This window comes from Azonexus hydrophilus (assembly GCF_038368255.1).
GTDB lineage: Bacteria > Pseudomonadota > Gammaproteobacteria > Burkholderiales > Rhodocyclaceae > Azonexus > Azonexus hydrophilus.
This window is the reverse complement of record NZ_CP151406.1, coordinates 3,381,561-3,398,515: the sequence shown is the minus strand read 5'-3', so window position 1 is coordinate 3,398,515 and position 16,955 is coordinate 3,381,561. Positions and strand designations below refer to the sequence as shown.

Below are 16,955 nucleotides of genomic sequence, written 5' to 3'. Positions count from 1 at the left end.
AATGTCTCGTGTAGGTAAGAATCCAATTGTTCTGCCGGCCGGTGTGGAAATCACCATCGCTGAGCAGATCGTCGTCAAGGGCCCGCTGGGTACCTTGAAGACGGCAGCGAACCCCGCTGTCCAGGTGAGCCAGGAAGGTCAAAGCGTCGTCGTTGCCAAGGTGGCCGGCGCTGACAACGGCTCCGCCATGTGGGGCACCATGCGTGCCAACATCAACAACATGGTGACTGGGGTTTCCAAGGGCTTCGAACGCAAGCTGCAACTCGTCGGCGTGGGCTATCGTGCCCAGGCTCAGGGTGATGTGCTGAACCTGTCGCTGGGTTTCTCGCATCCGGTTGCGCACAAGATGCCCGCTGGCGTGAAGGTTGAGTGTCCGACGCAGACCGAAATCCTGATCAAGGGTTCGGACAAGCAGCAGGTCGGTCAGGTTGCCGCCGAAATTCGCGCATATCGCAAGCCGGAGCCCTATAAGGGCAAGGGCGTTCGTTATGCCGACGAAGTGGTGGTTATCAAGGAAACCAAGAAGAAGTAAGGGTGGCATATGTTTAACAAGAAAGAAGCACGTCTGCGTCGTGCCCGCAAAACCCGGGCCAAAATCGCCGAGCTCAAGGCTGTACGTTTGTGTATCAATCGTACGAACTGCCACATTTACGCCCAGGTCATCTCGCCGTGTGGCGGCAAGGTCCTGGCTTCGGCTTCCACGCTGGACAAGAACGTTCGCGGCGATGTCGCGAATGGTGGCAACAAGGCCGCCGCTGCCGTTGTCGGCAAGCTGATCGCCGAGCGCGCCAAGGCCGCCGGTGTCGAGCAAGTGGCTTTCGATCGCTCCGGCCTCCAGTACCACGGTCGTGTTCAGGCGCTGGCTGAAGCCGCGCGTGAAGCCGGCCTGAAGTTCTGATCGCTGCGAAAGGAATAGGTTACAAAATGGCTAAACCTGAAAGAAACAAGAAGCCGCAGCAAGCTGAAGAGCGTGATGACGGCATGCGCGAGAAGATGGTTGCGGTCAACCGCGTCACCAAAGTGGTGAAGGGCGGTCGCATCCTCGGTTTCGCAGCACTTACGGTCGTCGGTGACGGCGACGGCGGCATCGGCATGGGCAAGGGCAAGTCCCGCGAAGTCCCGGTCGCCGCACAGAAGGCAATGGAAGAGGCGCGTCGCAAGATGGCCAAGGTCAGCCTGAAGAACGGTACCGTCCATCACACCGTGATGGGTCGCCATGGTGCCACCACCGTGATGATCCAGCCGGCACCGGAAGGTACGGGCATCATCGCTGGCGGTGCCATGCGTGCCGTCTTCGAAGTCGTCGGCGTGACCAACGTCGTCGCCAAGGCTCACGGCTCCACCAATCCCTACAACATCGTGCGTGCCACCATCGACGGTCTGATGAAGGTGAATACGCCGGCCGAGATTGCTGCCAAGCGCGGCAAGTCGGTTGAACAGATCCTGGGGTAAGTCATGTCCGACAAGAAAATCAAAGTGACGCTCGTCAAGAGCATCATCGGCACCAAGCAGGACCATCGCGCCACCGTGCGCGGTCTGGGCCTGCGCAAGCTGAACAGCTCTGCCGAGCTGCTGGATACGCCGGCTGTGCGCGGCATGATCCAGAAGGTTCAGTATCTCGTCAAGGTTGAGGGCTAAACCATGCGTCTGAATACCATCAAGCCGGCTGAAGGCTCCAAGAAGGCCGCCAAGCGCGTCGGTCGCGGCATCGGTTCCGGCCTCGGCAAGACCTGTGGCCGTGGTCACAAGGGTCAGAAGTCCCGTTCCGGCGGTTTCCACAAGGTCGGTTTCGAGGGCGGTCAAATGCCCCTGCAACGCCGCCTGCCGAAGCGCGGTTTCAACTCGCTGACGCGTGCCCGCAATTACGAAGTTCGCCTCGGTGAACTGCAAGCCCTGCCGGTCGAGGAAATCGATCTGCTGGTCCTGCAGGTTGCTGGTGTCGTTCCGAATGACGCCCTGTCCGCCAAGGTGATCCTGTCGGGTGAGATCACCCGCAAGGTCGTCCTCAAGGGCATTGGCGCCACCAAGGGCGCCAAGGCAGCGATCGAAGCCGCTGGCGGCTCGGTCGGCGAGTAAGACACGGAAAGGGCAGAACGTTGGCAGCAAATCCGAATACCGTAGGCAAGGGCGGAAAATTTGGCGACCTCAAGCGTCGTCTCTGGTTCCTGCTTGGCGCACTGGTTGTGTATCGCATCGGCGCGCATATTCCGGTTCCCGGTATCGACCCCAACGTTCTGGCCGATCTGTTCAATTCGCAACAGGGCGGCATCCTGGGCATGTTCAACATGTTCTCCGGTGGTGCCCTGTCGCGTTTCACCATCTTCGCGCTGGGGATCATGCCGTACATTTCGGCGTCGATCATCATGCAGCTGATGAGTGTCGCCAGCCCGCAGCTCGAAGCCCTCAAGAAAGAGGGTGAGGCCGGTCGGCGCAAGATTACCCAATACACCCGCTACGGTACCGTCGTCCTGGCTCTGTTCCAGGGTATCGGCATTGCCGTTGCGCTCGAAGCCCAGCCCGGTCTGGTCAACGATCCCGGTTTCATGTTCCGTCTGACCACGGTGTCGACCTTGCTGACCGGCACGATGTTCCTGATGTGGCTCGGTGAGCAGATTACCGAACGCGGCATCGGCAACGGCATCTCGATGATCATCTTCGCCGGTATTGCGGCTGGCCTGCCCAGCGCCATCGGTGGCCTGCTCGAACTGGTCCGCACCGGTGCCATGCATCCGCTGACCGCCATCGTGATCTGTATCCTGGTTGTCGTGGTTACCGCCTTCGTCGTCTTCGTCGAACGGGGTCAGCGCAAGATTCTGGTGAATTACGCCAAGCGCCAGGTGGGCAACAAGATTTACGGCGGTCAGAGCTCGCACCTGCCGCTCAAGCTGAACATGTCGGGCGTCATCCCGCCGATTTTCGCCTCGTCGATCATCCTCTTCCCGGCGACGCTGGCTGGCTGGTTCGGTTCGAGCGAGTCGATGACCTGGCTGAAGGACATGGCGGCGGTATTGTCGCCCGGTCAGCCGATCTACGTCATGCTGTACGCAGCAGCGATCATTTTCTTCTGCTTCTTCTATACGGCCCTGGTGTTCAATTCCAAGGAAACCGCCGACAACCTGAAGAAGAGTGGCGCCTTTGTCCCGGGTATTCGTCCGGGCGAACAGACTGCACGCTACATCGACAAGATCCTGATGCGCCTGACGCTGATCGGTGCTGCCTACATCACGCTGGTGTGTCTGCTGCCAGAGTTCCTGATTCTCAAGTGGAACGTGCCGTTCTACTTCGGCGGTACCTCGCTGCTGATCATTGTTGTCGTTACGATGGATTTCATGTCCCAGGTTCAGGCCTACGTCATGTCCCAGCAATATGAAAGTCTCTTGAAGAAAGCAAACTTCAAGGGATCACCAATGATCAAGTAAGCGCGATGGCAAAAGAAGACTATATCGAGATGCAGGGCGAGGTTATCGAAAACCTCCCCAATGCAACTTTCAAGGTCAAGTTGGAAAACGGGCACGTTGTGCTTGGCTTCATCTCCGGAAAAATGCGTATGCACTACATCCGCATCCTTCCCGGTGACAAGGTCACGGTGCAATTGACCCCGTACGATTTAAGCAAGGCCCGGATCGTTTTCCGGGCAAAGTAAAAGTTCTCTACGCAATAAACCGCAGGGCAAGGAATCACGGCTGCTTCCAAGCTCTCGCAGACGAGGAGTGAATCATGAAAGTGCAACCTTCAGTGAAGCGCGTTTGCCGCAATTGCAAGGTGATCCGTCGCAAGGGCGTCGTGCGCGTCATTTGCAAGGATCCGCGTCACAAACAGCGCCAGGGTTAATGCCTGACGAAGTCGGCATTCGTTAATTTTAGAAATATTGGAGTGAATCGATGGCCCGTATTGCAGGGGTAAACATTCCGAACCATCAGCATGCCTGCATCGCCCTGACGGCGATCTACGGCATCGGCCGTACCCGCGCACAGCAAATCTGTGACGCGGCCGGTGTTGGTCGTACCACCAAAATGAAGGACATTTCCGATACGGATATGGACCGTCTGCGTGATGAAGTGGCGAAGTTCACCGTTGAAGGTGATCTGCGTCGTGAAGTCACGATGAACATCAAGCGCCTGATGGACCTCGGTTGCTACCGTGGTCTGCGTCACCGCAAGGGTCTGCCCTGCCGCGGTCAACGCACCAAGACCAACGCTCGTACCCGCAAGGGTCCGCGCAAGGCCATCGCTGGCAAGAAGTAATAGGGATAGAACATGGCTAAGACTGCTACCAAAGTTCGCAAGAAGGTCAAGAAGAACGTTGCCGAGGGCATTGCCCACATCCACGCTTCGTTCAACAACACCATCATCACCATTACCGATCGCCAGGGCAATGCGCTGTCGTGGGCAACTTCCGGCGGTGCCGGCTTCCGCGGTTCGCGTAAGTCCACCCCGTTCGCTGCTCAGGTCGCCGCTGAAGCTGCCGGCAAGGTAGCCCAGGAATGTGGCGTCAAGAATCTGGAAGTGCGCATCAAGGGCCCCGGCCCAGGCCGCGAATCCTCTGTCCGTGCGCTGAACGCACTGGGCATGAAGATCACCGCGATTTCCGACGTGACGCCGGTGCCGCACAACGGCTGCCGTCCGCCCAAGAAGCGCCGCATCTAAGGAGAAAGACAAGTGGCTCGTAATCTCGATCCGAAATGCCGTCAGTGCCGCCGCGAAGGCGAAAAGCTGTTCCTGAAGGGCGAAAAGTGTTTTACCGACAAGTGTGCCATCGAGCGTCGCTCGTATGCGCCGGGTCAGCATGGCCAGAAGTCTGGCGCCCGTCTCTCCGACTACGGCGTCCACCTGCGTGCCAAGCAGAAGATCCGTCGTGTCTATGGCGTTCTCGAAGGCCAGTTCCGTCGCACCTTTGCCGAAGCTGAGCGCCGTAAAGGCCAGACCGGTGAAAACCTGCTGCAGTTGCTGGAAGCCCGCCTGGATTCCGTCGCCTACCGCATGGGCTTTGGTGCTTCGCGCACCGAATCCCGTCAGATCGTCCGTCACAACGGCGTTCTGGTTAACGGCAAGCGCGTGAATATTCCTTCCTACCTCGTCAAGCCGGGTGATGTCGTCCAGCTGACCGAGCGTTCCCGTGCCTCGCTGCGTTGCAAGGCCGCTCTCGAAGCTGCCGAGTCGCGTGGCTTCCCGGAATGGATCTCGGTCGATGTCAAGGAAGGCAAGGGCACGTTCAAGGCCATGCCGCAGCGCTCTGAGCTGCCGGCCACCCTGAACGAAGGTCTGGTCATCGAACTTTATTCGAAGTAACCCGCAAGCAGAGGAATCTAGCCCATGCAAAGCAGTGGACTTCTTAAGCCCCGCATCATCGACGTACAGAGTGTTTCGCCGGTCGAAGCCAAGGTGGTCATGGAGCCGTTTGAACGCGGTTTCGGTCACACCCTCGGCAACGCCCTGCGTCGCATCCTGTTGTCGTCGATGCCGGGTTATGCACCGACGGAAGTGTCGATCGACGGTGTGCTGCACGAATACTCGACCATCGACGGCGTCCAGGAAGACGTCGTCGACATCCTCCTGAACCTCAAGGGGGTCGTCTTCAAGCTGCACAACCGCGAGGTCGTCACCCTGAAGCTGGCCAAGGAAGGCGAGGGCGTGATTCGCGCTGGCGACATCGAGTTGCCGCACGACGTCGAAATCATCAATCCGGAGCACGTCATTGCCCACCTGTCCACCGCAGGCAAGCTGGCGATGGAAATCAAGGTCGAAAAGGGCCGTGGCTACGTTCCGGGTAACGTCCGTAATCTTGGCGATGCCAAGACCATCGGCCAATTGGTGCTGGATGCCTCGTTCAGCCCGGTTCGTCGCGTTGCCTACTCGGTCGAGAACGCCCGGGTCGAGCAGCGTACCGACCTGGACAAGCTGATCGTCGATATCGAAACCAACGGTGTGGTCGAACCGGAAGAAGCGATCCGTTACGCTGCCCGCGTGCTGATCGAGCAACTGTCGGTCTTTGCCGATCTGGAAGGCACGGCGCCGGTCGCCGAAGCCTCCAAGCCGGCCCAGGTTGACCCGGTACTGCTCCGTCCGGTTGATGATCTCGAACTGACGGTTCGCTCCGCGAACTGCCTCAAGGCCGAGAATATCTACTACATCGGCGACCTCATCCAGCGCACCGAAAACGAGCTGCTCAAGACCCCGAACCTGGGTCGCAAGTCGCTCAACGAAATCAAGGAAGTTCTTGCCGCACGTGGTCTCACGCTCGGCATGAAACTGGAAAACTGGCCGCCCGCCGGTCTGGAGAAGGCGTAAGCCTTTTCCCGATCCGGGCAGTCAAGGGACGCCTGCAGAACATAGAAAGGATTAACCATGCGTCACCGCAATGGACTTCGCAAACTGAACCGCACCAGCAGCCATCGCCTGGCGATGCTGCGCAACATGACCGTTTCCCTGCTCCGTCACGAGGCCATCAAGACCACGTTGCCGAAGGCCAAGGAACTGCGTCGTGTCGTCGAACCGATGATCACCCTCGGCAAGAACCCGACGCTGGCCAACAAGCGTCTGGCCTTTGACCGTCTTCGCGATCGTGAGATCGTGGTCAAGCTGTTCGCCGAAATCGGTCCGCGCTACGCCACCCGTCCGGGCGGCTACCTGCGCATCCTGAAGTGCGGCTTCCGCGTTGGCGACAACGCACCGATGGCTTTTGTCGAACTGCTCGATCGTCCCGAGCCGACCGAAGCTGTTGAAGTCGATGAGTCGGCCGAGTAATCGTCCTCCTCACGCAATGAAAAAAGGCCGGGTAACCGGCCTTTTTCTATTTGGCTGACAGAAATCAGGGGCAGTCGATCAGCATCAGCGAGACATCGTCACCCGCGGCGTTCTGACCCAGGTGCTTGGACAGCGCATCTTCCAGTGCGGTGAATCGCTCCGCCCGGGAAGTCCCCTGCACAGCATCGCTGATACCCTGGCTGCCGAATTGCTGGCCTTGCCCGTCGGCGGCTTCGAGAACGCCATCCGAATACATCAGCAGCTGGCTGCCCGGCTGCCATTCGAAACGTCGGGGCTGGTCGTTCATCTGGGTGCTGTCGATGATGCCGAGCGCCAGATTTTCCGAGGGGAAGCGTTCACAGATCTGGCCGTCGGCATCGATCAGCAGGGCTTCCGGCGTGCCGCCGATCCAGATTTCACCGCTCAGGCTGATCTCGTCGAGGCAGACGATGGTGGCGGCCACGAAGCGGCCGATCGGCATCGATTCCTTCAATTGCTGGTTGATTTCGATCACCAGTTCACGAATCGTCCGGTTCAGGCGGGTCATCCGGTAGAACAGGGCCAGCACGGGTAAAACGCTGATCGCGGCCGGCAGGCCATGGCCGGTGGCGTCGGCCAGCAAGGCGTAGAAACGGCCCTCGGGCGAATGCGATGCAGCAACGATGTCGCCGCTGAAATTCTCGGTCGCGATGACCTTGTAGCGCAGCCGGGAATCGAGCAGGCCCGGCCGATGCAGCAACTTCTCCATCAACCGCAACGCCAGTTGCTGTTCGTTCTGGCTATGGTCGTAGTAGGTTTGCAACAGCGCAGCGTTCTGCTGCAATTGGGTTTCGGCCAGTTTGCGCTGCGTGATGTCGCGAATGACGATGACGAAAATCCGTTCGTGATCGATGCTGACTTCCGAGAGCCCATACTCGACGGGGAATGCCCGCCCATCGCGACGATGCCCGGTGGCCTCGCGTTCGCGGTTACGCGCCGTGGTATTGGCTGCCGTTTCGCACAGCAGTTCGGGAACCAGCAGGCGAATCTGGCGGTGGATGAGTTCAGCGGCCGGATGACCGAAAATGATCTCGGTGGCGCGATTGACCGTCAGGATTTCGCCACTGCCGTTGCAGGTGATGATGGCGTCGGGAACGTTGTCGGAGATGGCAAGCAGGCGCTCCAGCGTAACCGTGGCGCTTCGCTGCATCGACAATGAGCGTTGCATCGAGCGCAGTTTGGCTTCCAGAACGACGAAATTGATCGGCTTGGTCAGGTAATCGTCGGCGCCGGCCTCCAGGCCCTCGACCAGGTTTTCATCGCGGTTGAGCGCCGATAGCAGGATGATCGGCACCCACTTATCCCGGCTGGCGGCCTTGATCCTGCGTGCTGCCTCGAAGCCGTCCATGACCGGCATCATGATGTCGAGCAAGACCAGGTCGGGATGATGTTGCTGGAAGCGTGCCACCGCCTCCTCGCCGTTTTCCGCGAGAATGACCTCGTGCCCGAGTTTTTTCAGGAAGACCTGAAGGATGTGCAGATTGGTGCGGTTGTCATCAACCGCCAGCACGCTCATCTTCTCGAATGCGTTATTCATTGTCATGGCAAGGGTCAATCGGAGATGCGCTCGGGTAGCGTATCTGCACAATCATGCTACCACGCCTTCGCCGCCCGGTTCCTGAATTTCCCGCTGTTGCAGGAACCACATGTCGGCGTATTTGCCGGCTGCAGCGAGCAGGGCCGCGTGCGTGCCGCGTTCGACGACACGTCCTTCTTCCATGACCAGGATGCAGTCGGCGTTCATTACTGTGGACAGCCGGTGGGCGATGATCAGCGTGGTCCGGCCGCGGGCGGCTACCTCGAGTTGCTGCTGTATGGCGCGTTCGGTCGCGGAGTCGAGTGCGGAAGTGGCTTCATCGAAGATCAGGATCGGCGGGTCCTTGAGCAAGGCCCGGGCAATCGCCACCCGCTGCTTTTCGCCGCCCGAGAGTTTCAGCCCGCGTTCACCGACCCGGGTCTGGTACTTGTCCGGCAGGCCGTCGATGAAATCGTGCAGGCTGGCTGCGCGGGCGGCGGCGAACACCGCGTCGTCATCGGCATCCGGCTTGCCGTAGCGGATGTTGTACAGGATCGTGTCGTTGAACAGCACGGTGTCCTGGGGGACGATGCCGATGGCCGAGCGCAGGCTGTGCTGGGTGACGCTGCGCAGATCGTGCCCGTTGATCCGGATGCTGCCGTTGCTGACATCGTAGAAACGGTAGAGCAGGCGCGACAGCGTGGACTTGCCGGCGCCCGAATGGCCGACCACCGCGTAGGTCTGCCCCGGCGGGATGGTGAAGCTGACGTCGTGCAGGATGCGGCGGCTGGTTTCGTAGGCAAAGCCGACGCTGTCGAAATCGACCTGCATCTGCCGGTCTGCCGGCAAGGTGTGAGCGTCCGCTGCGTCGGCAACCTCGCGGTGTTCGTTGAGCAACCCGAACATCCGCTCGATGTCGGTCAGCGCCTGGCGAATTTCGCGATAGACGATGCCGAGAAAATTCAGCGGCATGTAGAGCTGGATCAGGAAGGCGTTGACCAGGACCAGATCGCCGATACTCATCCGCCCTTCGACCACGCCGTTGGCCGCGCGCCACATCATGGCCGTTACCCCCAGGGCAATGATTGCCTGCTGGCCGAGATTGAGCAGCGCCAGGCTGCTCTGGCTGCGGGTGCTGGCATCTTCGAGCTTGACCAGTTGCTCGTCGTAGCGCTTCGCTTCCCAGGCTTCGTTGTTGAAATATTTGACCGTCTCGTAATTGAGCAGGCTATCGACCGCCTTGGTGTTGGCGGCTGAGTCGCTTTCGTTGACGGCGCGCCGGATGGCTATGCGCCAATTGCTGACCTTGACCGTGAACACGATGTAGGCGATCAGCGAAGCCGCCGTGATCAATACATAGCCGATGTCGTACTGGACGTAGAGGATGATCAGTACCAGCCCGATCTCGATCAGGGTCGGCAGGATCGAATACAGGGTGTAGGAAATCAGGCTGGAGATCGAGCGCGTGCCGCGTTCAAGGTCACGGGAAATGCCGCCGGTCTGGCGTTCCAGGTGAAAACGCAGGGATAGCGCGTGCAGGTGCTGGAAGACTTCCAGCGCCACCTTGCGGATGGCCCGCTGGGTAACGCGGGCAAACAGCAGTTCGCGTAATTCGGTGAACAGCGAGTTGGAGAAGCGCAGTGCGCCGTAAAGCGCCAGCAGCATCACCGGCAGCGCCAGTACCTCGCCCGACATGCCGTCGATCATGTCCTTGAAGACCAGCGGAACCCCGACATTAGCCAGTTTGGCGGCGACCAGGCAGAACAGGGCGGCAACGACCCGAAAACGGTACTGCCAGAGATAGGGGAAGAGCGTGCGCACCGTCTGCCAGACGTGGATCTCCTGCAGCGGTTGCCCGGCAGGCGGTTTGGGTAAGGCGGTGGCGCGGCGCATGGGGGCTACCCTGGGTCTCGAAGGGGACGAGTATATGAAATAAGTGCGATTTCCGGGAGAATCGACAGGACCTGTCGTCAAGGATTTTTCATGAACAAGCCAAGCCTTTGTTTGCCGGACCGTCAGCCCACCTTGCGCGTGGTGCCGATGCCGGCTGATCTCAATCAGAACGGTGATGTTTTCGGCGGCTGGGTCATGGCTCAGGTCGATGTGGCCGGTGCCATTCCCGCCATGCGCCGGGCTCGTGGCCGGGTGGCCACCGTTTCCGTCAATTCATTCCAGTTCCGGCAACCGGTGTCGGTGGGCGACATCGTCAGCTTTTATGCGGAAATCGTGCATGTGGGCCGGACCTCGTTGACCGTACGCGTCGAGGTCTTTGCCGAGCGGAATTATGCCGATCCGATCACCGTCAAGGTGACCCAGGCCGAGCTGACTTACGTGGCAATTGACGAATCCGGCAACAAACGCGAGGTTCCCGGCAAAAATGGCGGGGAAATGGAATAAAATCGCGCGATCAAATAATTCGGATGTCTTCGGGGATTCAGGAAATGAACAAGACCACCATGCGTACCCTGCCTGCTGCAATGCTGCTGGCCATGTCTGGCCTGGCATCGGCAGCCGGTTACCAGGCGCTTGAGCAGAATGCCAGCGGACTGGGCGTCGCGTACGCAGGCTCGGCAGCCATCGCAGACAATGCCGCCACGCTGTTTGCCAATCCGGCCGGCATGAGCCGCCTTGAAGGCGTCAATTTCTCCATGGGCGTGGTCGGTGTGTCAGAGCGTTACAAGTTCCGTAACAATGCCGGTGTGAGCTCGGGCGGTGATGCCGGCGAAAGCAATGCCTTGCCCAATGCCTACCTGACCTGGCAGTTCACGCCGGCTCTAACCGTTGGTCTGGGTGTTTCCCGGCCGTACCTGCTCGATACGCGTTATGACGCTGGCTGGGCCGGAAGTGCGTCCGGCATCGAAACCGAACTGACCACGGTTAATGTCAATCCGGCCATCGCTTACAAGGTTAGCGACGTGGTTTCCCTCGGTGCCGGCCTGAACTACCAGACGATGGACGTCCGCCTGACCCGTACCGGGGAAGATTTCAAGGGCGACGACAACTCGCTGGGCTGGAATGTCGGTGCGTTGTTCACGCTATCGCCGGCCATGCGTGTCGGGGTCGCTTATCGTTCGAAGATCGAGCATGCGATTTCGGGAACTGATTCAGGCGTTGCCGCGCGACGCGATATCGATACGCCGGCGGTGTTCACCCTGTCGGTCTGGCAACAGGTTTCCGATCGCTGGGAGGCCATGGGAGACCTGTCCCATACACGCTGGAAGGGAGTCGATGGATTTGATCTTGACAATGCCTGGCGCCTCGCTTGGGGGGCCGCCTACAAGTACAACGATCAGGCAAAGTTGAAATTCGGTATTGCCTATGACCGTTCGCCGGTAACCGACAGCAAGCGTACCGTGCGCATGCCGGATAGCAGTAGCTTGTGGCTGTCGGTGGGCGGGCAGTGGACCTTTGGTCGCAGCCTGCTTGATGTCGGCTATGCTTATCGCTACATGCGTGATGTCAGTATCGAGCAAGGTGTGATCGGGAAGTACGATAGCGCAGCCCACGTCGTGGGTGTCCAGTATTCGATCGGGTTCTAAGGGGTCGTGTTCGGCGCCAGTCTGCCTTCGCTCGAAATCGCCGGTCTCACCATCGGCGTGCGCGAGGCCGTACTTGCGCTGATCGTTCTGGTTGCGCTGTATATCGCCGTTGTTCTGTGGCGGATGCGTCGGCTGGGAGGCATGTCGGCAGCGCCATCCACCAGCCTTGCTGCGGGGAAAGCCGAGCCAACGGAAATCCCCGCTGCGGCCGGAAACGAGGATGAATCGACGTTGCCAGACCGCCGTAGCGATACCCTGTCGGCTGACAGTTTTGCCTCATCGTCCGCTCGACTGGCCAGCGAACTGGTCACCGAAGGTCTGGCGCGCGAACTGGGCCAGTTGCGCGACGAAGTCGATGCGATGCGCGGTGAACTGGCCGCCTTGCGCGAGGACATGCTGCAGGAAGTCGCGCATCTGCGGGCTGCGCAGACCGTTTCACCGATTTACGGCGATGCGGTACAGATGGCGGCAGCAGGTTACGACGCAGCGGCGATTGCCGAACGCTGCGGCATTGCGCGTGCCGAAGCCGAGCTGGTGGTGGCACTCGCTCGCAGCCAGGTTCAGTGAGGAATGAGCATGACGGACAAGCCGGCAGGTGATAGTGCGAACGAGACGGCGGTAGCCCCTGATCTACGTAACCAGATGATCCGGCGGCTGGCCATGGCCGGTGGCCTGGTGGCGGTTTTGCTGGGCATGCTGGCGGTGTTCGACCATTTGTCCCAGCCAGCCGACGAACAGGAAGTCCGAGTGTTCACCGAGCCGGTACCGGTCGCGCCCAAGAAGATGGTGACGCAGCCGGTGACACCGGTCGAGCCGGTGGCCGATGAGGCGCCGGTCGTGCAGGAAGCGGCACCTGTGGGTGCCGTTCCGGTTGAGGCTGCGGTCGGGGCGCCGCCGCCGCCCGAGGTCGCTGCGCAACCGGCGATTGAGCCCACGGTCGCGCCAGCAAATCCACCGGTGGCACGGCCGCGGGTGCGCCCTGTGGCACCGGCCAGCCCGGAAATCGTTCCCGAAATGACCTCGGCACCGCCGATTGCGCCTGCGCCGCCGGTCAGCGTGCCGAAAGCCCCGGTGCCGTCGGCCCGGGTCGTCGAGTCCACGCCGACCACGCCGGCTGCGCCCCGCTTGTTCTCGGGTTTTGTCCTGCAGGCGGGCGTGTTCACCAGTGCCCAGCGGGCCGAGGAACTGCATGCCAAGCTGACGCTGAGCGGGGTTCAATCGAGCATCGAAACCCGGGTTCAGGTCGGACCTTTCCGCACCCGCAAGGAAGCCGCCGAAGCCCAGGAGAAATTGCGCGAACTGGGCATCGACTCGATCCTGATCGCGCCCAAGGGCGGGCGCTAACCGGCTTTCTGCAGGCGCCTGGCGAACACCTTCATTTCCTTGGCGGCCTGGATATCGCCCTTGGTCTCGGCAACGGCGATTCCCGCTTCATAGGCGGCGATGGCGCCGGCCGCATCGCCAGCTTCGGCGAGCGCCTTGCCCAGCGCCTTCCACGCCGCCGAATACTGCGGGTCGCGTTCAACTGCCGCACGGAAGCAATTTGCCGCCTGTTGCGGCGCCGCCGCCTTCAGGTACTCATTGCCCAACGAGAAGCGGAGCAGGGCGCCGTCACGCGGGCCGTCGATCATTTTTTCCAGGGATTCGATACGCGGGTTCATGGGGGCTCGGGTCTAAAATAGCGGCTTTCGCCAATCATCAGAAGGAATTCCACATGGCCAAGACCATCATCGCCACGCCGAACGCACCGGCTGCCATCGGCACCTATTCGCAAGCCGTGCGCGTCGGCGATACCGTCTACCTGTCCGGGCAGATCGGTCTCGATCCGGCGACCATGCAGATGGTAGACGGTATCGACGCGCAAATCGTTCGCGTCTTCGAAAATCTCAAGGCCGTTGCCGAAGCTGCCGGCGGCTCGCTGGCCGACGTGGTCAAGCTCAATGTCTTCCTCACCGACCTTGGCAACTTCGCCAAGGTCAACGAAACGATGGCGCGCTATTTCAGCGAGCCGTTCCCGGCGCGTGCCGCCGTCGGCGTCAAGGAATTGCCGCGCGGCGCGCTGGTCGAGGCCGACGCGGTGATGTTCCTCGGCTGATCGCTGGATGTCGCTGGCGCCGATCCGCGCCTCCGATGCGCTGAAGAAAAAGCTGGCCAAGCTCGGTCTCCATACGGAGGCCGATCTGCTGGTGCATCTGCCGCTGCGTTACGAGGACGAAACGCGCATCACCGAGATCGCCCGCGCCTTCAGCGGCGAGGCGGTGCAGCTCGAACTGCGTGTGCTGAACAACGAGATCCAGTTCAAGCCGCGCCGACAGATGGTCGTGCGCGCCTGCGACGACAGCGGCGAAATCACGCTGCGCTTCTTCAGCTTCTACCCGAACCAGCAGGCGGCGCTCAGCGAAGGCTCGTTGGTGCGCGTCTTCGGCGAGGTGCGCGGCGGCTTCTACGGGCTGGAGATGGTGCATCCGCGTTTCCGCAAGATCGCCGAGGGCGAGCCGCTGCCGGCGGAAATGACGCCGATTTACCCGTCGACCGCCGGCTTGACCAGTTCAGCGCTACAGAAGCTGATCGGCCGGGCGCTGGCCGATGGTGACCTGTCCGAGACGCTGCCCGACGAAATCCGCCAGCGCCTCAAGCTGCCTGGCCTGGCGCGCAGCATCCATTTCCTGCACCGGCCACCGCCGGGTACCGATGTCGACACGCTGCATGCCCGCCATCATCCGGCCTGGCGACGGGTCAAATTTGACGAGGTGCTGGCCCAGCAACTGTCGCTGCGCCGCGCCTACCTGGCGCGCCGTGAGCAGGGCGCACCGGTGCTGGTGGCGCAGGACGACCTCGGCGCCCGCCTGCTCGACCGCCTGCCCTTCGGTCTGACCGGCGCGCAGTTGCGGGCGATGGCCGAGATTGCCGGCGACCTTGCTCAGCCTTACCCGATGCAGCGCCTGTTGCAGGGCGATGTCGGCGCCGGCAAGACCATCGTCGCTGCGCTGGCCGCCTGCCAGGCGATTTCCGCCGGCTGGCAGGCGGCGTTCATGGCGCCGACCGAAATTCTGGCCGAGCAGCATTACCTGAAACTGCGCGACTGGCTGGAACCGCTCGGCGTGCGCGTCGCCTGGCTGTCCGGCAGCCTGAAGTCAAAGGCCAAGCGTGAGCAATTGGCGGCGACGGCGGCCGACGCGCAACTGGTGGTCGGTACGCACGCGCTGATCCAGGATGGTGTCGACTTCGCCAAGCTGGGCCTGGCCATCGTCGACGAACAGCACCGCTTCGGCGTCGCCCAGCGTTTGGCGTTGCGCAAGAAAGGCAGTAATCCGCACCAGCTGATGATGTCGGCGACGCCGATCCCGCGCACGCTGGCGATGAGTTATTACGCCGACCTCGACGTCACCGTGCTCGACGAACTGCCGCCCGGCCGCACGCCGATCAAGACGCGGCTGGTCGCCGACAACCGGCGCCAGGATGTCGTCGGCTTCGTCAAGAAACACGTCGAGGAAGGCCGCCAGGCCTACTGGGTATGCCCGCTGATCGAGGAATCGGAAGCCCTGCAGTTGCAGACGGCGGAAGAAACCTACGAACAGCTTTCGACCGATCTACCGGGGCTGTCCGTTGGCTTGGTGCACGGACGGCTGAAGGCCGACGAGAAACAGGCGGTGATGAGCGCCTTCGCCGCCGGCGAGATTGACGTGCTGGTGGCGACGACGGTGATCGAGGTCGGCGTCGACGTGCCGAATGCCAGCCTGATGGTCATCGAGCACGCCGAACGCTTCGGCCTTTCGCAACTGCACCAGTTGCGCGGCCGCGTCGGTCGCGGCCAGTACGAATCGAGTTGCGTGCTGATCTACGCCGGGCCGCTCGGCGAGGTCGCCCGCCAGCGCCTGAAGATCATCTTCGAGCATACCGACGGTTTCGAGATTGCCCGCCAGGACTTGCAGATTCGCGGTCCCGGCGAATTCGTCGGGGCCCGCCAGAGCGGCGTGCCGCTGCTGCGCTACGCCGATCTCGAAATGGACGCTGATCTGGTCGAGATGGCGCGCCAGATTGCCGAGGAAATGCTCACCGAGCATCCGGCCCTGGCCGAAAAACACCTGCAACGCTGGCTGGGCGCCCGCGAGGAATTGCTCAAGTCGTAAACCAGTCCTCGATCAGCACCGCCACCTGTTCTGGCTGGTCGTGGTGCAGCATGTGGTCGGCCTGGTCGATCCAGGCTTCGCGGACATCGGCGAAGCAGGCGCGGCGCGCTTCCCAGTCGCCGGGGCGGGTGGCGAAATCGCGCACGATCCACGACTGGCGACCGGCGACCCAGAGTACCGGGCAGGTGATGTCGCGCCAGATCGCCATCGACTCTTCGAGGCGGAACAGGTTGGGCGACATCGCCTTGTGCCAGCGGTCGCCGTTCCAGATGATGCCATGCCGGTACTCGCCGCCCTTGGTCGTGCCATCGCCGATCCGGGCCAGGTGCCGCGACAGGAAATCGGCGCGTGCCGGGGTCAGGTAGGGGTCGGTCTTCATCAGGCGCCGGGCGAAAGCCGGCCGATCCGGATAGACATGCAGGCGCGGCGGATTCTTCAACTCGCCCAGCCAGTGGCGGTAACGGCCGGCCGCCATGTCCGGCGTGGTCGGCGCAATGCCGAAACCTTCGAGCGAAATCAGTTTTTCGACGCGATCCGGATACAGCCCGGCGTAAAGTGTGCCGATGATGCCGCCCATGCTGTGCCCGGCCAGGCGCACCTGCCCTTGCGGCGCGTAACGGTCGATGATGGCCAGCATGTCGCCCATGTGCTCGGCGAAGAAGTACGGGCGGTCCAGCCATTGCGACGGGCCAAAACCGCGCCAGTCGGGGGCGACGATGTTCCAGTCCTGCTGCAATTCATCGACGACGAACTGCCAGGATGCGGAAACATCCATCCAGCCGTGCAGCAGGAACAGCGTTGGCGCTTCGGGATTACCCCAGCGACGGATGTGCAGGCGGACGCCGGCGTGGTCAAGGAATTCGGAACGGGAGGGGCGCATGGTCATCTGGGAGCTTCGCGAAGCGCGCATTGTAGCGCCTGCTGCCCGACTGCTGCATTGCATTGGAAATGTGTCGATGGCATATAATCGCGCCTTTCCAGTTTTTAC

At 61.4% G+C, this 16,955-nt stretch carries 23 protein-coding genes; 19 read left to right on the top strand and 4 right to left on the bottom strand.

All coding sequences use genetic code 11. From position 1 onward, the window contains the following. Position 1: 1 nt before the first annotated feature. The 13 genes from rplF (at position 2) to rplQ (ending at position 6,743) form a co-directional block, all read left to right on the top strand. Positions 2-532: a 50S ribosomal protein L6 gene (rplF, locus tag AADV58_RS16515; RefSeq protein ID WP_281983466.1), complete on the top strand. Its 531-nt coding sequence runs from the start codon at positions 2-4 to the stop codon at positions 530-532. A 9-nt stretch (positions 533-541) separates the two neighbouring features. Next, positions 542-898, top strand: a complete 357-nt coding sequence (gene rplR, locus AADV58_RS16510) for a 50S ribosomal protein L18 (RefSeq protein WP_028994200.1) — start codon at positions 542-544, stop codon at positions 896-898. 26 nt (positions 899-924) lie between these two features. Then, a complete protein-coding gene (gene rpsE / locus AADV58_RS16505; protein ID WP_028994201.1) occupies positions 925-1,452 on the top strand; it encodes a 30S ribosomal protein S5 in 528 nt (175 codons plus the stop codon). Positions 1,453-1,455: 3 nt separating this feature from the next. Then, the gene (gene rpmD / locus AADV58_RS16500; RefSeq protein WP_028994202.1) at positions 1,456-1,638 is read left to right on the top strand and encodes a 50S ribosomal protein L30; all 183 of its coding nucleotides are present in this window, start codon (positions 1,456-1,458) and stop codon (positions 1,636-1,638) included. A 3-nt stretch (positions 1,639-1,641) separates the two neighbouring features. Beyond that, positions 1,642-2,076 carry a 50S ribosomal protein L15 gene (gene rplO, locus AADV58_RS16495; RefSeq protein ID WP_028994203.1) on the top strand — a complete coding sequence of 145 codons (435 nt, stop codon included), beginning with the start codon at positions 1,642-1,644 and terminating at the stop codon, positions 2,074-2,076. Positions 2,077-2,096: 20 nt separating this feature from the next. After that, entirely contained in the window at positions 2,097-3,419 is a 1,323-nt protein-coding gene (secY, locus tag AADV58_RS16490) for a preprotein translocase subunit SecY (RefSeq protein WP_028994204.1), read from the top strand. Positions 3,420-3,424: 5 nt separating this feature from the next. Next, complete coding sequence (gene infA, locus AADV58_RS16485) at positions 3,425-3,643, top strand: translation initiation factor IF-1 (RefSeq protein WP_028994205.1); 219 nt, start codon at positions 3,425-3,427, stop codon at positions 3,641-3,643. Between the two features lie 74 nt (positions 3,644-3,717). Then, complete coding sequence (rpmJ, locus tag AADV58_RS16480; RefSeq protein ID WP_028994206.1) at positions 3,718-3,831, top strand: 50S ribosomal protein L36; 114 nt, start codon at positions 3,718-3,720, stop codon at positions 3,829-3,831. A 50-nt stretch (positions 3,832-3,881) separates the two neighbouring features. Then, positions 3,882-4,244: a 30S ribosomal protein S13 gene (gene rpsM, locus AADV58_RS16475; RefSeq protein WP_028994207.1), complete on the top strand. Its 363-nt coding sequence runs from the start codon at positions 3,882-3,884 to the stop codon at positions 4,242-4,244. A gap of 12 nt (positions 4,245-4,256) precedes the next feature. After that, positions 4,257-4,646: a 30S ribosomal protein S11 gene (rpsK, locus tag AADV58_RS16470; RefSeq protein WP_028994208.1), complete on the top strand. Its 390-nt coding sequence runs from the start codon at positions 4,257-4,259 to the stop codon at positions 4,644-4,646. Between the two features lie 12 nt (positions 4,647-4,658). Beyond that, entirely contained in the window at positions 4,659-5,288 is a 630-nt protein-coding gene (gene rpsD / locus AADV58_RS16465; protein WP_028994209.1) for a 30S ribosomal protein S4, read from the top strand. Positions 5,289-5,312: 24 nt separating this feature from the next. Beyond that, positions 5,313-6,287, top strand: a complete 975-nt coding sequence (locus AADV58_RS16460) for a DNA-directed RNA polymerase subunit alpha (protein ID WP_028994210.1) — start codon at positions 5,313-5,315, stop codon at positions 6,285-6,287. Between the two features lie 57 nt (positions 6,288-6,344). After that, positions 6,345-6,743 carry a 50S ribosomal protein L17 gene (rplQ, locus tag AADV58_RS16455; protein ID WP_028994211.1) on the top strand — a complete coding sequence of 133 codons (399 nt, stop codon included), beginning with the start codon at positions 6,345-6,347 and terminating at the stop codon, positions 6,741-6,743. A 64-nt stretch (positions 6,744-6,807) separates the two neighbouring features. On the opposite strand, the gene AADV58_RS16450 is transcribed toward rplQ, so the two are convergent. Both AADV58_RS16450 and AADV58_RS16445 read right to left on the bottom strand, forming a co-directional pair. After that, positions 6,808-8,319: a SpoIIE family protein phosphatase gene (locus AADV58_RS16450; protein ID WP_341743721.1), complete on the bottom strand. Its 1,512-nt coding sequence runs from the start codon at positions 8,317-8,319 to the stop codon at positions 6,808-6,810. Positions 8,320-8,370: 51 nt separating this feature from the next. Then, positions 8,371-10,191: an ABC transporter ATP-binding protein/permease gene (locus AADV58_RS16445; RefSeq protein ID WP_341743720.1), complete on the bottom strand. Its 1,821-nt coding sequence runs from the start codon at positions 10,189-10,191 to the stop codon at positions 8,371-8,373. A 90-nt stretch (positions 10,192-10,281) separates the two neighbouring features. Here AADV58_RS16445 and AADV58_RS16440 point away from each other — a divergent pair, with 90 nt between their 5' ends. The 4 genes from AADV58_RS16440 to AADV58_RS16425 are packed head-to-tail and all read left to right on the top strand — an operon-like array spanning position 10,282 to position 13,181. Next, the gene (locus AADV58_RS16440; protein WP_028994213.1) at positions 10,282-10,695 is read left to right on the top strand and encodes an acyl-CoA thioesterase; all 414 of its coding nucleotides are present in this window, start codon (positions 10,282-10,284) and stop codon (positions 10,693-10,695) included. Between the two features lie 44 nt (positions 10,696-10,739). Next, the gene (locus tag AADV58_RS16435) at positions 10,740-11,837 is read left to right on the top strand and encodes an OmpP1/FadL family transporter (protein WP_341743719.1); all 1,098 of its coding nucleotides are present in this window, start codon (positions 10,740-10,742) and stop codon (positions 11,835-11,837) included. A gap of 6 nt (positions 11,838-11,843) precedes the next feature. Further along, entirely contained in the window at positions 11,844-12,404 is a 561-nt protein-coding gene (locus AADV58_RS16430) for a DUF2802 domain-containing protein (protein ID WP_051295276.1), read from the top strand. 9 nt (positions 12,405-12,413) lie between these two features. Beyond that, positions 12,414-13,181 (top strand): SPOR domain-containing protein, encoded by a 768-nt coding sequence (locus AADV58_RS16425; protein ID WP_341743718.1) that lies wholly within the window; start codon positions 12,414-12,416, stop codon positions 13,179-13,181. On the opposite strand, the gene AADV58_RS16420 is transcribed toward AADV58_RS16425, so the two are convergent. Beyond that, complete coding sequence (locus tag AADV58_RS16420) at positions 13,178-13,498, bottom strand: tetratricopeptide repeat protein (protein WP_028994216.1); 321 nt, start codon at positions 13,496-13,498, stop codon at positions 13,178-13,180. The genes AADV58_RS16425 and AADV58_RS16420 overlap by 4 nt on opposite strands. A gap of 53 nt (positions 13,499-13,551) precedes the next feature. On the opposite strand from AADV58_RS16420, the gene AADV58_RS16415 reads away from it, so the two are divergent. Both AADV58_RS16415 and recG read left to right on the top strand, forming a co-directional pair. Continuing rightward, a complete protein-coding gene (locus AADV58_RS16415) occupies positions 13,552-13,932 on the top strand; it encodes a RidA family protein (protein WP_028994217.1) in 381 nt (126 codons plus the stop codon). Positions 13,933-13,939: 7 nt separating this feature from the next. Then, positions 13,940-15,967, top strand: coding sequence for an ATP-dependent DNA helicase RecG (gene recG / locus AADV58_RS16410; RefSeq protein ID WP_281983487.1), 2,028 nt, complete (start codon positions 13,940-13,942; stop codon positions 15,965-15,967). On the opposite strand, the gene AADV58_RS16405 is transcribed toward recG, so the two are convergent. Next, complete coding sequence (locus AADV58_RS16405; protein WP_341743717.1) at positions 15,957-16,853, bottom strand: alpha/beta hydrolase; 897 nt, start codon at positions 16,851-16,853, stop codon at positions 15,957-15,959. The genes recG and AADV58_RS16405 overlap by 11 nt on opposite strands. Positions 16,854-16,955 lie beyond the last annotated feature (102 nt).

Coding starts and splice junctions, on each gene's coding strand:
- rpmJ (WP_028994206.1), top strand. CDS start 3,718: ATGAAAGTGCAACCTTCAGTGAAGCGCGTTTGCCGCAATTGCAAGGTG.
- AADV58_RS16440 (WP_028994213.1), top strand. CDS start 10,282: ATGAACAAGCCAAGCCTTTGTTTGCCGGACCGTCAGCCCACCTTGCGC.
- AADV58_RS16420 (WP_028994216.1), bottom strand. CDS start 13,498: ATGAACCCGCGTATCGAATCCCTGGAAAAAATGATCGACGGCCCGCGT.
- AADV58_RS16405 (WP_341743717.1), bottom strand. CDS start 16,853: ATGACCATGCGCCCCTCCCGTTCCGAATTCCTTGACCACGCCGGCGTC.
- recG (WP_281983487.1), top strand. CDS start 13,940: ATGTCGCTGGCGCCGATCCGCGCCTCCGATGCGCTGAAGAAAAAGCTG.
- AADV58_RS16460 (WP_028994210.1), top strand. CDS start 5,313: ATGCAAAGCAGTGGACTTCTTAAGCCCCGCATCATCGACGTACAGAGT.
- rpsE (WP_028994201.1), top strand. CDS start 925: ATGGCTAAACCTGAAAGAAACAAGAAGCCGCAGCAAGCTGAAGAGCGT.
- AADV58_RS16435 (WP_341743719.1), top strand. CDS start 10,740: ATGAACAAGACCACCATGCGTACCCTGCCTGCTGCAATGCTGCTGGCC.
- rpsK (WP_028994208.1), top strand. CDS start 4,257: ATGGCTAAGACTGCTACCAAAGTTCGCAAGAAGGTCAAGAAGAACGTT.
- rplO (WP_028994203.1), top strand. CDS start 1,642: ATGCGTCTGAATACCATCAAGCCGGCTGAAGGCTCCAAGAAGGCCGCC.
- rpsM (WP_028994207.1), top strand. CDS start 3,882: ATGGCCCGTATTGCAGGGGTAAACATTCCGAACCATCAGCATGCCTGC.
- rplF (WP_281983466.1), top strand. CDS start 2: ATGTCTCGTGTAGGTAAGAATCCAATTGTTCTGCCGGCCGGTGTGGAA.
- rplR (WP_028994200.1), top strand. CDS start 542: ATGTTTAACAAGAAAGAAGCACGTCTGCGTCGTGCCCGCAAAACCCGG.
- AADV58_RS16445 (WP_341743720.1), bottom strand. CDS start 10,191: ATGCGCCGCGCCACCGCCTTACCCAAACCGCCTGCCGGGCAACCGCTG.
- AADV58_RS16425 (WP_341743718.1), top strand. CDS start 12,414: ATGACGGACAAGCCGGCAGGTGATAGTGCGAACGAGACGGCGGTAGCC.
- infA (WP_028994205.1), top strand. CDS start 3,425: ATGGCAAAAGAAGACTATATCGAGATGCAGGGCGAGGTTATCGAAAAC.
- AADV58_RS16450 (WP_341743721.1), bottom strand. CDS start 8,319: ATGAATAACGCATTCGAGAAGATGAGCGTGCTGGCGGTTGATGACAAC.
- rplQ (WP_028994211.1), top strand. CDS start 6,345: ATGCGTCACCGCAATGGACTTCGCAAACTGAACCGCACCAGCAGCCAT.
- AADV58_RS16415 (WP_028994217.1), top strand. CDS start 13,552: ATGGCCAAGACCATCATCGCCACGCCGAACGCACCGGCTGCCATCGGC.
- rpmD (WP_028994202.1), top strand. CDS start 1,456: ATGTCCGACAAGAAAATCAAAGTGACGCTCGTCAAGAGCATCATCGGC.